Here is a 13,383-nt window from a genome sequence, read left to right on the forward strand (position 1 = left end):
TAGCTACTCCTCATTCCTGTACGGAGAAACGGAACCATCGGATGTGGGGATCTGCGGAGCGTCGTCCGCGCGCTGTCGGCCCTGCTGGAACGCGGCCATCAGACCCGGGTCGTGACCCGCGTCCGAACCGCGCGAACCGTGCGAGGGCATGTCACGCAACTGGGGGGCCAGGTGCGTCTGCTTGTTCCGCTTGGGCAGCTCGGGGCGGCCGTCGGGGCCTCCCGGGGCGTACCCGTACTCGGGATCGGCCTCCACCGCCTGCAGCTCGGCCGTCACCGGCAGCGCACCGGTGTCGACCCGCGAGCGCGCCGGGGTGTAGCCGTTCCCTTGGTTGTCCATGCGAGGCTGCGGCATCGCATTACCGTAATGTCCGGTGCCCGCACTCGGCAAGGGGCGCAACTGCACTGAAGGCAGGTGCGGCGAACCGGCGCCCGGCTGGCGCACCGGCATCGCCTGCGGCGCAGGGGCGGGCAGCTCGCGGGGCTCGGGCGCCTTCGGCGTGTCGTCGCCGAGCAGCACCTCGGGGATCACCAGGATCGCCTGCGTGCCGCCGAAGATGTTGGACTGCAGCTGCACCGTCAGCTCGTGGCGGTGCGCCAGCGAGGACACGACGTAGAGGCCGATGCGGCCGTCCGCCAGGAGCTCGTCTAGGTCGACCTGGTCGGGGGTCGCCAGCATCTTGTTGAACCGGTCGCGCTCATGGGCTTCCATGCCTAGGCCGCGGTCCTCGACCTCGACGGCCAGGCCGGTGCGGACCCGGGCGACCCGGATGAGCACCTGCGTGTTCGGCGCCGAGAACGTCGTCGCGTTCTCCACCAGCTCCGCCACCAGGTGGATGACGTCCGCGACCGCGTGGCCCTTGAGCGTGCCGTCGATGGGACGCACCAGCTTCACGCGGGCGTACTGCTCCACCTCGGCCACGGCGCTGCGGAGCGCTTCGTAGACGTTGACCGGTCGCGACCACTGCCGGTGCGAGGTCGCGCCGCCGAGGACCGCGAGGTTCTCGGCGTGGCGGCGGATGCGCGTCGCCAGGTGGTCGACCGAGAAGAGGCCCTTGAGGAGATCGGGGTCCTCGACCTGGTTCTCCAGTTCGTCGAGCTGCTCGATCTCCCGGTGCACCAACGATTGCAGGCGGCGGGCCAGGTTCACGAAGATGCCGACGCGCGAGTTCACGTTCACCGCGTCGATCGGACCCGAGGTCATCGTCACGGGGGCCTTCGCCGGAGGCGCCTGCCGCACAGGGCGATCGCCGCGCGCGGCGACGGCTTCGGCGGCCGCCCGGAGGTGCCGGGCCTCGCTCGCCAGGAGGCGCAGCGACTCGACCGACGAAGGGGCGCTGATGTTCGGGTTGGGCAGCGGCACCGACCAGCGCTGCTCCATCGGCAGGTCGCGCTGCAGATCGTCGAGGATCTGCCAGACCTTGTAGTGCGTCTCCACCGTCGAGCGGCGGACCGCGACGACCTGGCGGCTGAGCGCGGCGTCGGCGTCCGAGGCGGCGCTGGACGCCAGGTAGCCGACGAGCAGCACGATGGCCACGACGACGCCGAAGACGACGGGGTCCATCCATGCGGCGCGGTCGGCGGGCGCCTGCACGAGATAGACGGCGACGCCGGCGCCGAGCGCGACGGCGGCCGCCAACGGCAGTAGGGCGATACGCCGCAGACGGGCTTTCAGATCGGTCGGGACGCCGGACTCCTCGCCGGCGGCTACACCTTGGATCGAGGGCGGGGGCCCGGATGGAAACGTATGGGCTGTGGACCGGGGTGTTTCGGGCATCGCCATCCTCACGACACTGGCCTATCGGCTTCCGCGATACCGGGAAGTGACAAAGTCGTTGCAGCAGAAGGGAAAGCCATGTCCCCACCGGCTGTTTCGACAGAATGGTATCAGCGTTCAGTTCCCTGGATAGCATGGTGGCCCTGCGCAGTCAACCTGCCGATGCATAAGGACTGGCGCATGAAAACCCCTCTGCGGGGGTCCGAATAGGCTGGTCAGGAGGCGACCGGGCGGCGATCGTGAGCACTCGCCTACGGGCGGTGAATCTTCACTCGTTCGGGAGGTGTTGACCGGAATGCGAGGAACACCACTTGCGGACCGGACGGCCCCCCTCCGTCCGACCTCGTTGCGCCGCAACTTCGTTCACCACCCGCGTGCCCGAGACGGGATTTGAACCCGCAAGTCTCACGACGGCCGGTTTTAAGCCGACTGTGTCTACCAGATTCCACCACTCGGGCCCGTATGCTGCCACGCTAGCGGGAAACGGGCTCCTGTGGTCACCCCCGGTTGCGGCCTTGTGGCCCTTCACCTCTGAGAACAGCGAAGTGTCGGGATCACGACACTTCGGAGTCCTGTTCCCTTGCGCTTCAAGCGGCAGCGACGAAGGATGCCGCTTCTCCTGTCCCACTTCGGGTTCGGGTCGTCAGTACACAAGGTTCAGGCGGCGGCGACAAAGAGGCAGGTGGAGGGTCCTTGTCCCCCTTGGGCTTTAGGGTGTGCGGTGGTGCGGCGTGAATCTTTCTCACCTCTACTATGGACCTATATTCACTCTTTCAGGTGATGCCAATCCTTCGAACACCTGTCATCATTGACCTATAACGGCCACACCGATAATCGGATAACTCCCAAGGGGGGTGAGCAGGATGAATGGCACAGACAACAACTCTCGAGCGGCCGCCCTGCGCCCCCAGATCGATTCCCTCACCACTCAGCTCTGCGCAGTCGAGGCAAATCTCCTGCAAGCAGTCATCGCTTACACTTCCCAAGGCCTTCACAAAGAGTGCGACGGCTTCTCCGGCATTCGCGACTGGATCAAAGAGTCCTTCAGTCTCAACGAGGCCTGCGCCGGGCAGATCGCCTCCATTGCCCGCCTCTCCCCGAAGTTCAAGCACCTCACCGAAGCCGCCCTCTCGGGCGCCGCCCGCATCGACGCCATCGCCTACGCCATGCGCCGCATCGAGCGTGAAGGCCTGGCCGTCTATTCCCGGGTCCCCTACCCCACCCCGGTCGAGTCCCCCTATGGCGCCACCTGCCGGACTCCCGAAGAGCTGATCCGCGAGTACTGCGTCCACGCCACCCGCTCCGAACTCGCCGAGCACCTGGACCGCATCTGCGCCGAGCTCTTCGACCAGCAGGCGCTCCTCACCGAACTGAGCCAGCAGTCCCTGGCCTGGCTGGAAGTCAACCAGCGCCCCGATGGCATGTGGGACATCGAAGGCCTGCTCACCGACGACACCGGCAAGCTCCTCAGCAACGCCCTGCGGACCGCAGTCCCCCCGCCTCGCCAAGAGGACAAGGACGCCGACGGCCTGCTCCCCCGAGTCTCCGGCCGCAACGCAGAGGCCCTGCACCAGATGGTCGCCGCCTACGGCACTGCTCCCGACGCCCCGAAGCGGCACGGCCACACCGCGACCCTGAACCTCACCTGCGATGTCGAGACCCTTCGCGGCGACAAGACCGGGCGGCTCCCGAAGCTCGACGGCAAGACGATCTCGGTCTCCAAGGCCCGCCTCCTCGCCTGCGAGGCCGGGGTCATCCCCTCGGTCTTCGACTACAGCACTGGCGAAGCGATCGAACTGGGCCGTGCCAAGCGCCTCCCCAACGTGGCCCTGCGCCACAAGCTGGAGCTCGAGCAGCCCGAAGGCTGCGCCTGGTCCGGCTGCCGGGCCCCGATCTCCTGGACCGAGGCGCACCACATCGAACATTGGGCGAACGGCGGCGAAACGACCGCTGAGAACCTGATCCTCCTCTGCCGGTTCCACCACGGCAGGATCCACCTGGACACCTGGGAGATCACGAAGACCGCCCCCGGCAAGGCAGTCATCCGCCACCTCCGCACCGGCGCAACGGATGCCGAATGGGAGGCGGACCTCCCCAGCGGCCAGTCCGCCGAGGAGTTCTCCCCGAATCTGAAGCGCCAGTTGGACGACTACGCGACCTGGTTCGCCCAGAAGAACATGGAAGCGAGCATCGCCAGAACCCGAGAGCGGTTCAGGGAAAAGGATGCCGCAGAAGTCAAGGCCTGCACGGCAAATGAAGAACCACTGGTCCCCGCCCCTCAGGAAGACCCGGGCGATCCCCCGTTCTTAACCCGCCCTCAGCGGGCGACTGCTGAGGGGAGCGCAGGTCAAACCAAGCGCAGCCCGTTCCCCAAGAGGGACCGGGCCCCTCACCATGTCCAAGGCCCGGCTCTGGGCGAACCGCCCCCGCTCCGAACACGAAACCCCGCCCTTCCCACTACCCCTTTGTCGTTGCGGGCTTGAAGTTGAGGCCCGATCGGGCCGGATTCCGAAGAGCCGCCCTGCGTCGCTCCCACCTCGTTGTCGCCGCCAGGTTGAAGCTCGGCCCAACCGAACCCGAACCCCGAAGAACCAGCCGCCCCAACCCCCACCCCTCTGTCGCTGTCTGCCCGAACCAGCACCCACCCCAACACAAGCCCCGCAATCCACCCCGCCGCCCTCCCCACCTCCTCGTCGCTGCCCGCCTGAACGGCAACCCAACCAGTCCCGAAAGCCAAAGACGCGGCGCGAGTCCGGCCCATCCCGAACCCGCGCCGCGCCCCTGCTGCGCGACTACTCAGCCCCTGCCACCACCGGGCTGTTGTGGTAGGCCGCGACCATCCAACGCCCATCCCGCTTCTCGAAGACCCAGGTGGCGTTGACCTTGCGAGACTCCGGGGCCTCGGTCTCACCCGCGAAGAGGATGGCGGCTTCGCTGATGACGATCGCGCCGTCGGCCCCGACGAACCGGATGCCCAGCTGCCGGTTCCAGGTCGAGCTTCCCTGGAGCGGCCCCGCGAAGGCGGCGGCCATGCTCTGGCGAATGGCTTCGCGTCCGTCGCGCAGTGAGCCGGGCAGGATCGCGGTCGCGTCTTCGGTGTAGTCGGCGACCATCCCGTCGGCGTCGCCGGCGTCCCAGGCCTTGTAGGAATCGGTCAGCACTGCCTGGATCGCAGCCTCGTCCGCCGCGTGCGTGTTCGACATCGTTCTCTCCCTTTGAAGCGGCCCGCCCTGGTCGGCGGGCTCAGGGATACATACCGGCGAGCAAGTGGAAACTCATCGCGTCGCGGTCAAGAAATTCCAGACGGACCTTCAAGCCGAGCCGCCAAGCCGAACGACTCGAAGACCGCAGCGTCCTGGAAGGCCGAGATCCGGCTGATGCCCTGGGCGGTAACGGTGAAGACCTGCACCAGATGCAGCCGATATCCGCCGCCGTCAGGCTGATACGTCGCAAACCCGGGCTGGCCGCCGTTCGCGGAGACCGCCCGGAAGCGCCAGTCGCTCCCCGCCCGGTCGAAGACCCAGCCCATGAACTGGCCGTAGTTGTCGCGCCCCGCGAACCAGTTGACCATCGGCGGCATCTCCAGGATCACGTCCTGGGTGAGCAGGCGCTTGAGACCCTCGATGTCGGCGACCTCGAACGCCTTCACATACCGGTCCACCCACGCCCGCTCCTCGGCCGTGGTCAGCTCGATCGTCTGCGCCTCAGCGCCTTCGACCGCCTTCATGCGGGCGCGCGCCCGCTGCAGGGAGCTGTTCACCGATGCGACGGTCGTGCCGAGAATCGAAGCGGTCTCGGCCGCCGAGAAGCCGAGCACTTCACGCAACACCAGGGCGCCGCGCTGGCGAGCCGACAGGTGCTGAAGGGCGGCGGAGAATGCGAGCCGCAGACTGCTCCGGTCGATCACGGTCCCGGCGGGATCGCGCAGCATCGCGTCCGGCAGCGGCTGGAGCCAGGTCGCGTGCTCGCGCTGCACCAGCGGCCCAAGCGGATCGGAGGCGGCGACGAACCCGGCGGGCATAGGCCGACGGCCGCGCACCTCCAGGGCCGTAAGGCAGACGTTCGTAGCGATCCGGTAAAGCCAGGTGCGCAGCGAAGCCCGGGCCCCGTCGTACTGCGATCGCGCACGCCAAGCCCGAAGGTAGGTGTCCTGGACCAGATCCTCGGCGTCATGGGCCGACCCGAGCATCCGGTAGCAGAACGCGATGAGCTCACCCCGAAACGGCTCGATCCTCCGATCGAAGTCGGCCTTCTCGTCCACATCACGCTCCAGATCCGCCACGAATAGGAACCGTACTCGCAGGGCCCGACAGACCGGTCCACGTGCAGTGCCAGACCCCCGCTATCGGCTATCCGACAAACGGGCGCAGAGGATTCGTCCACTTTGACACTGCCTCCGCTGCAAGATGAAGCGGCATTGTCGTCCTACAACGAGGTGGTCAAATGCGACGAATTCTGGCCAGTGCGGCCGCTGCTCTCGCAATCGGTGCGGCGTGGGCCGCTCCCGCTGCGGCGGGAACGGTCGAGTCCGAGGTGCCGATCCAGGCAGCCGGGGACACCGAGAGCGTGTACTGCAGTGCGGCGTTCAGTGTGGACACCGTGGTGCGCGAGTACCCGAGCGCGAGCGCGGGGCAGATCGGGCCGAAGATTCCGGCGGGGACCTGGGTCGACGGGACCTGGTGTTCCCCGTTCACGGACGGCGGGAAGCACACGACCTGCGGCTCCTGGTCGAAGGTGTGGATCGTCGTGAACTGGGCCGACACGTGGGGCTTCGCGCACGTCGGCTGCCTCCAGGGGTATTACGTCGACTGACCTGGTCGTTGAGGGCCGGGTCGTTGAAGGCCCGTCGTTCAATGCACAGCGGTCGTTAATGCACAGCGCTCGTCAAATGCACAGCCGTCGAAGGCCGGATCGCGGGAATCAGCCGCGGTCCGGCTTCGCTTTGTCCTTGGCGGCGTAGTAGACGGCCTCGCAGAGGTCGTCCACGTCGTCGTTGTCGCGCCAGTCGTCGAAGTCGGCGACGAACACCATCTTCGCCTCGAGCTGCCGGTCGCCCCTGAGGAGCTTGAGGACGCGCTTCCAGTCGGCGAGGTTCGGGTGGTCGTAGGCCCGGCAGGCGCCGGCCGGTTCGAGGAGGCGGATGGCCTGCTGGAGGGTGGAGGCGTCGACGTCGTAGGAGTCGGAGCCGCCGGAGTGGCCGAGGACCGCCGCCATGACCACCGCCGGGAGCGGATGGTCCCCGGTGTTCTTGTGGCCGAAGACGAGTTCGCCGGAGACGTCGTAGATCCCGAGGCCGTACGCGGCCGGGACCTTCCAGCCGGGGAGGTCGGCGGTGATGCGCTCGCGGGCGGCGGCGATCTTCTCGCGGGTCTCCCACCGGTCGCCGAGTTCGGCGAGCAGGGCGGTGACGGTGGCCTTGGCAGATGCGGTCATGGCCGAAGTCTCGCACTGGGAGGGCGGGGCGCGCGAACCGACAAGGGAGAAAGAGACGGAGCCAAGAAGAGACGGAGCCGCCCCGCTGCGTGAACAGCGGGGCGGCCCTGTGCGGTGTTCGCTAGACGAGCTGCTTCGGCTCCGCGTAGTGGCAGGCCGCGCGGGTCAGGCCCGCGTGGTCGGACCGCAGGAGCGGTTCGACGTCGATGCACTTGGCCTGCTCCGACTCCCCGAGCTCCTTGAACAGCGGGCAGCGGGTGCGGAAGCGGCAGCCCGAGGGCGGGTTGGACGGGCTGGGCACGTCGCCCTGGAGGACGATGCGCTCGCGGGTCCGCTCCTTGCGCGGGTCCGGCAGCGGGATCGCCGACATGAGGGCCTGCGTGTACGGGTGGGCGGGACCGGCGAAGAGCTGGTCCGTGGTGCCCTCCTCGACGATCTTGCCCAGGTACATGACCGCGACCTTGTCCGCGATGTGCCGCACCACCGAGAGGTCGTGCGAGACGAACAGGTACGACAGCCCCAGCTCGTCCTGCAGGTCCTCCAGCAGGTTGATGACGCCGGCCTGGATCGAGACGTCGAGAGCCGACACCGGCTCGTCGAGCATGAGCACGCGCGGCTGCAGGGCGAGCGCGCGGGCGATGCCGATGCGCTGGCGCTGACCGCCGGAGAACTCGTGCGGGTACCGGTTGCGGTGCTCGGGGTTCAGGCCGACGATCTCGATCAGGCTGTTGACCCGGTCGCGACCGCCGTTCTTGAACAGGTTGTGCACCCGCAGCGGCTCGGCGATGATCTCGAAGACCGTCATGCGCGGGTCCAGGGACGCCATCGGGTCCTGGAACACGAGCTGCAGGTCCCGCCGGATGGGCCGCATCTGGTTGCGCGAGAGCTTCGTCAGGTCGCGGCCCTCGTACAGGATCTCGCCCGAGGTCGGCGGGATGAGGTTCATCATCAGCCGCGCCGTCGTGGACTTGCCGCAGCCGGACTCGCCGACGAGCGCGAGGGTCTCGGTCTGGCCGATCTCGAGGCTCACACCCGAGACTGCGTGGACCGCGCCCACCTTGCGGCGGAGGATCCCCTTGGAGCGCACGGGGAACTCCTTGACCAGGTTGCGCCCGGCGATGACCGGGCTGGCCGCGGTCTGCGGAGTGTCGAGCATGGCGTTCACTTCTCGTCCTCCTCATTGCTCGCGGCGGCTTCGGCCTCGGCGGCCTCGACTTCCGCTTCGACGGACAGGTCGGTCGCCACGGGCGCGAACACGTCGTCGGGGGCCTTGCCCTCGAGCTGGTCCGAGAAGTGGCAGGCCGACACGTGGCTCGAGGCGTTGACCGGCAGCAGGTCGGGCTCGACTTCGGAGCAGATGTCCTGGTGCATGGGGCAGCGCGGCCGGAACGGGCAGCCCGGCGGCAGGTTGAGCATCGACGGCGGCGTGCCGTGGACGGGGGTGAGGCGGTGGCCCCGGTCCTCGTCCATGCGCGGCAGCGACCCGATCAGGCCGAGCGTGTAGGGCATGCGCGGCTCGTAGAAGATCTCGTCGACGGTGCCCTGCTCGACCGGCTTGCCCGCGTACATGACGAGGACGTCGTCGGTGTGCCCGGCGATGACCCCGAGGTCGTGGGTGATGAGGATGAGCGCGGCGTTGACCTCTTCGCGGGCCTTCTCGAGCGCCTCGAGGACCTGCGCCTGGACCGTCACGTCGAGGGCCGTGGTGGGCTCGTCGGCGATGATGACGTCCGGGTTGTTGGCCATGGCGATCGCGATGACGACGCGCTGGCGCATGCCGCCGGAGAGCTCGTGCGGGTAGGCGTCGACCCGCTGCTGCGGGTTCGGGATGCCGACCGAGTCGAGCAGGTCGATGCAGCGCTTGCGCGCCTCCGCCTTGTTCACGTCCGGGTAGTGGACGCGGATGGCCTCGGCGAGCTGGAAGCCGACCGTGTACACCGGGTTGAGGCTGGTGAGCGGGTCCTGGAAGATCATGGAGATCTTCTTGCCGCGGATGCGGGAGAGCTCGGCGTCGCCGAGGCCCAGGAGCTCTTCGCCTTCGAGCTTCGCGGAGCCGGTGATCTCGGCGGTCTTGGGCAGGAGGCCCATGATCGCCATGGAGGTCACGGACTTGCCGGAGCCGGACTCGCCGACGATGCCGAGGCTCTGGCCGCGGCGCAGCTCGTAGGAGACGCCGCGGACAGCGTGCACGAGCCCGTCGTCGGTCGGGAACGACACGTTGAGGTCGCTCACCTGGAGGACGGAGTCGCCCCTGGCGCCGGTGGCGCGCTGGGCACCCCCGTTGGTGCTGACTGAGATGTTCGACAACGCTATCGCCTCACCATCGTCTGTCGCGGGTCCATCGCGTCGCGCAGGCCGTCACCGATGAAGTTGATGGTGAGCGCGATGAGGATGATCATGAGACCCGGGATGTAGAACAGGTACCAGTGCTCGTTGAACGCCGACGCGCCCGCCGCCTCGATGAGGAGGCCCAGGGACGTGTCGGGGCTCTGGATGCCCAGACCGAGGAAGGACAGGGTCGTCTCCGACAGGATGGCGAAGGCGATCTGCAGCGTCACCGAGACGATGATGACGCTCATCGTGTTCGGAATCAGGTGCTTCACGATGATATGCCAGTCCGAGCCCCCCGCGGAGCGGGCGGCCTCGATGAACTCCTTCTCCCTCAGGGATAGCACCTCGGCGCGCACGGCGCGCGCGATCGAGGTCCATCCGAAGACGGCGAGGATGATGGCCATGTGGTACCAGCGGACGCTGGTGTCGATCGCGCCCGCGAGGGCACCGGTGATGACCAGGAACGGGATCACGAACATGATGTCGAGGAAGCGCATCATGAGGGAGTCGACCCAGCCGCGGTAGAAGCCGGCGACGGCGCCGTAGAGCGCGCCGAGCACGGTCGAGCCGATGGCGACGACGAGCGAGACGTTCAGCGACTGCTTGGTCGCCTGCATCATCGCGCCGAGCATGTCGCGCCCGGCCTTGTCGGTGCCGAAGGGGTGGTCCAGGCTCGGAGCGGCCCATGAGGGGATCTCCGAGTGGATCTTGTAGTCCCACTTCCACAGGAACGGGCCGATGTAGGCGAACAGCACCACGAGGATGAAGATCACCAGGCTGACGACGGCGGCGCGGTGGCGGAAGAAGCGGCGGCCGACCATCTCCCACTGGCCGCGCTCCTTGCTGCTGATGGCCTCGGCTTCGAGGCGGGGCGATGCGGTGTTACTCATAGCGGATCCTCGGGTCGAGCACGCCGTACAGGATGTCGGAGATCAGGACGCCGATCAGGACGACGACGCCCGAGATGAGCACGTAGGCCATGACGGCGAAGGTGTCGCCGGCGTTGATCGCGTCCAGGGAGTACACGCCCAGGCCGCGCCAGCCGAAGATGCTCTCGGTGACCATCGCGCCGCCCATGGCCCCGGAGAGGGCGAGGGGCGCGAAGGTCGCGACGGGGATGAGCGCGGTCCGCAGGGCGTGGCGGCGCATGACGGTGCGGTTGCGCACGCCCTTGGCGCGGGCGAGGCGCACGTAGTCGGAGTTCATGACCTCGAGCATCGAGGCGCGCTGGTACCGCGAGATCGCGGCGTACCCGCCGAGCATGAGCACCAGGGTGGGCACGATGAGGAAGGGCAGGGAGTCGATGAAGACCTCCCAGCCGTTGCCTCTGAAGCCGGTGGTGCCGGAGCCGTAGGTCTGGAAGACCGTGGAGCCGAGGATCTTGTTGAGCTGCACCGCGCCTTCCTTGAACAGCGAGCCGAGCCAGAAGATCGGCATGGCCAGGAACAGGAAGCCCAGGAACGTCAGGGTGTAGTCGGTGCGCGAATACTGCTTGACCGCGCTGACGACACCGGCGAGAATGGCGATGCCGATCGAGGCGATGGTCGCGAACAGCACCAGCCGCAGGGTGATCCAGAAGCGGGTGGAGATCTCGTAGCCGATGTCCATGGCGGAGCCCTCGATGGAGGGACCCCACTTGCCCTGGAGGAGGCCGATGTCGCCGTTGGTGTCACCGATGCCGGTGAGCCAGATCCAATAGCGCTCGGGGATGCCGCGGTCGTAGTACAGCGACGACTCAAGGGCGTCGATGGTCGACTGGGGTACCGGCTCGCCGGTGGACTGGGAGATCTCGAAGATCTTGTCCTGGACGGGGTCGTTGACGACGTCGACCAGGACGAAGCACAAGATAGTGGCGCCCAGCAGCACCGGGATCATCAGCAGGATGCGCCGGATTATGAATACAACCATAATGCCTCGTTAACGGTTTCTCTGGTGTGGACCGGTTCGCCTGCCGACCGGCCCGGCCGCGTCGTGACGCGGCTTCTCCTACGGCTCACTGGCGCCCCATTGCTGCGTTCGTGAGCCCCTGGCACTTGTTCTTGCAAATGCACTGCCAAAAATCACTGCCCCGTTTCGGATCACTCAGCAGCGACCCCCCACTCGGCGATGTTGTAGGCGGCGCGTTGCTGCGACGCCCAATTGTCGCGGACGTTCACCAACCTATCGGAGACCATCACCACGACCGGTGTGTCCACGATAGGCAGTGAATAGGCGTCCTGGACGACCTGCTGGACCGCGACGTTGGCGCGGACGGCGGCCTCGTCGAGGTCGAGGGTGCCGTTGACCTCGGCGATGAGCGCGTCGAGGGCCGGGTCGGAGAGCCCGCCGAAGTTCGAGCCGGAACCGGTCTCCCAGTACTGGGACGCGGCGGCGACGAACGTGGGCTCGGAGCTCCAGCCGAAGTCGATCATGTCGAACTCGCCCTCGCCGAGGACCGAGCCCAGATCGGCGTCGGGAATGGACTTGAGCTCGACGTCGATGCCGAGGTCGGCGAGGTTGGACTGCACGAGCTCGCCGGTGATCCGGCGGTTCTCCTTGGACTCGGAGTAGCGGAAGTCGAGTTCGACCGGGTCGCCGTCCGGGGTGTGGAGCACGCCGTCCTCGAGCTTGTAGCCGGCTTCGTCGAGCATGTCGTACGCGAGCTCGATGTCGCCGGTGCCCTGGCCGGTGGCCGAGAGGTAGTCCGTGTAGTACTCGGAGCCGTTGCGGAAGAGGTGGTTGCCCTTGCGCTCGATGTCGGACTGCACGTACGCGTACGTGCGGCCGATGATGTTCTCCACGTCGATCGCGGTGAACACGGCCTGGCGCAGCACCGGGTCCGAGAGGAACTCGCTCTGCGTGTTCAGGTCGATGTGCTCCCATGAGGGCCCGCCCGCGACCTGGTACTCGAGGCCCGCGGCGCCCTGGAGCTGCGTGACGGTCTCGGCGTTGACCGAGAACGGCGAGGCGCCGTCGATCTCGCCGTTGCGCAGCGCGGTGGTGATGTTGTCGAGGCCCTCGATGACGCGGAAGGTGACCTTGTCGAGGGTCACCTCGGTCTCCCCGGCCCAGTCCTCGTTGGGCACGTAGATGACGTGCTCGCCGACCTTCGCGTCCTCGATCTTGAACGGCCCGGTGGACCAGGTGGGCACCGTCTTCGAGAAGTAGTCCTCGGCGGCGGCCATGTCCTTCGGGTCGTTCTGCCAGTCGAAGCCCTGCTCCTCGGCCACGTGGGCGGGCTCGGAGAGCACTTCCTCGTACTGCCACTCCGCGGAGTGGTAGGACTCCTTGTAGGTCACGGTGACCTTGGAGCCGTCCCCGGTGATGGACTCGACCTGGGAGCCGCGGGTGATGTTCGCGGGGTCGCAGCCCTCGCACAGCGACGCGTCGCCGGAGGTCGCGTACCAGTGGTAGATGAAGTCGTCGACGCTGATGTCGGTGCCGTCGCCCCAGTTCGCGCCCGCCTGGAGGGTGTACTCGACGGTGACGGGGTCTTCCTTGACGAGCGTCGGCGCGGAGGCGAAGACGCCTTCGTTGACGATGTACTCGCCTTCGGGGTTGAACTGGCCGGTGGCCGGCCACATGCCGACGAGCGCCACGGCCGCGTACGCGTTGTTGCCTTCAGAGGTGTTCTGGTTCCAGGAGGCCCACGAACTGTCGAGGGCCCAGGTGATCTCGCCGCCGTCGGCCCGCGCGCCCGAGTTGCAGCCGGCGGGGTCGTCGATGCACGCGTCGAGGCTCGACGCGGTCGTGTCGTCGCCTCGGCCGCAAGCCGTCAGCGCCAGGGCGGAGCAGGCGAGGGCGGCGACGGCAGCAATGTGGTGTCGCTTCATGGTTCCTCTCGAAGGTTTGCGCCACCGACCG

General features: G+C 67.6%; 11 protein-coding genes and 1 tRNA gene. 2 read left to right on the plus strand and 10 right to left on the minus strand.

From position 1 onward, the window contains the following. Window positions 1–3 precede the first annotated feature (3 nt). Complete coding sequence (locus O2L01_RS11060; RefSeq protein WP_270121988.1) at window positions 4–1,776, minus strand: sensor histidine kinase; 1,773 nt, start codon at window positions 1,774–1,776, stop codon at window positions 4–6. Window positions 1,777–2,151: 375 nt separating this feature from the next. Beyond that, window positions 2,152–2,234 (minus strand) — tRNA-Leu (locus O2L01_RS11065). Between the two features lie 405 nt (window positions 2,235–2,639). Between O2L01_RS11065 and O2L01_RS11070 the strand changes: the two genes are divergently transcribed. Beyond that, complete coding sequence (locus tag O2L01_RS11070; RefSeq protein WP_270121989.1) at window positions 2,640–4,259, plus strand: HNH endonuclease signature motif containing protein; 1,620 nt, start codon at window positions 2,640–2,642, stop codon at window positions 4,257–4,259. Window positions 4,260–4,568: 309 nt separating this feature from the next. On the opposite strand, the gene O2L01_RS11075 is transcribed toward O2L01_RS11070, so the two are convergent. Further along, window positions 4,569–4,979, minus strand: a complete 411-nt coding sequence (locus O2L01_RS11075) for an SgcJ/EcaC family oxidoreductase (protein ID WP_270121990.1) — start codon at window positions 4,977–4,979, stop codon at window positions 4,569–4,571. Window positions 4,980–5,065: 86 nt separating this feature from the next. Further along, the gene (locus O2L01_RS11080) at window positions 5,066–6,058 is read right to left on the minus strand and encodes a sigma-70 family RNA polymerase sigma factor (RefSeq protein ID WP_270121991.1); all 993 of its coding nucleotides are present in this window, start codon (window positions 6,056–6,058) and stop codon (window positions 5,066–5,068) included. 161 nt (window positions 6,059–6,219) lie between these two features. Between O2L01_RS11080 and O2L01_RS11085 the strand changes: the two genes are divergently transcribed. After that, window positions 6,220–6,588, plus strand: coding sequence for a hypothetical protein (locus tag O2L01_RS11085; protein WP_270121992.1), 369 nt, complete (start codon window positions 6,220–6,222; stop codon window positions 6,586–6,588). A 108-nt stretch (window positions 6,589–6,696) separates the two neighbouring features. On the opposite strand, the gene O2L01_RS11090 is transcribed toward O2L01_RS11085, so the two are convergent. The 6 genes from O2L01_RS11090 to O2L01_RS11115 all read right to left on the minus strand — a co-directional run bounded on the left by O2L01_RS11090 (window position 6,697) and on the right by O2L01_RS11115 (window position 13,352). Further along, a complete protein-coding gene (locus O2L01_RS11090) occupies window positions 6,697–7,209 on the minus strand; it encodes a hypothetical protein (RefSeq protein WP_270121993.1) in 513 nt (170 codons plus the stop codon). A gap of 121 nt (window positions 7,210–7,330) precedes the next feature. After that, window positions 7,331–8,365, minus strand: a complete 1,035-nt coding sequence (locus tag O2L01_RS11095) for an ABC transporter ATP-binding protein (RefSeq protein WP_270122128.1) — start codon at window positions 8,363–8,365, stop codon at window positions 7,331–7,333. A 5-nt stretch (window positions 8,366–8,370) separates the two neighbouring features. Further along, the gene (locus O2L01_RS11100) at window positions 8,371–9,516 is read right to left on the minus strand and encodes an ABC transporter ATP-binding protein (protein WP_270121994.1); all 1,146 of its coding nucleotides are present in this window, start codon (window positions 9,514–9,516) and stop codon (window positions 8,371–8,373) included. Between the two features lie 2 nt (window positions 9,517–9,518). Beyond that, window positions 9,519–10,430, minus strand: coding sequence for an ABC transporter permease (locus tag O2L01_RS11105; protein WP_270121995.1), 912 nt, complete (start codon window positions 10,428–10,430; stop codon window positions 9,519–9,521). Continuing rightward, window positions 10,423–11,448, minus strand: a complete 1,026-nt coding sequence (locus O2L01_RS11110) for an ABC transporter permease (RefSeq protein WP_270121996.1) — start codon at window positions 11,446–11,448, stop codon at window positions 10,423–10,425. The genes O2L01_RS11105 and O2L01_RS11110 overlap by 8 nt, the downstream gene beginning before the upstream one ends. A gap of 170 nt (window positions 11,449–11,618) precedes the next feature. After that, entirely contained in the window at window positions 11,619–13,352 is a 1,734-nt protein-coding gene (locus O2L01_RS11115; protein WP_270121997.1) for an ABC transporter family substrate-binding protein, read from the minus strand. Window positions 13,353–13,383 lie beyond the last annotated feature (31 nt).

Source organism: Glycomyces lechevalierae (genome assembly GCF_027622945.1).
GTDB lineage: Bacteria > Actinomycetota > Actinomycetes > Mycobacteriales > Micromonosporaceae > Glycomyces > Glycomyces rutgersensis.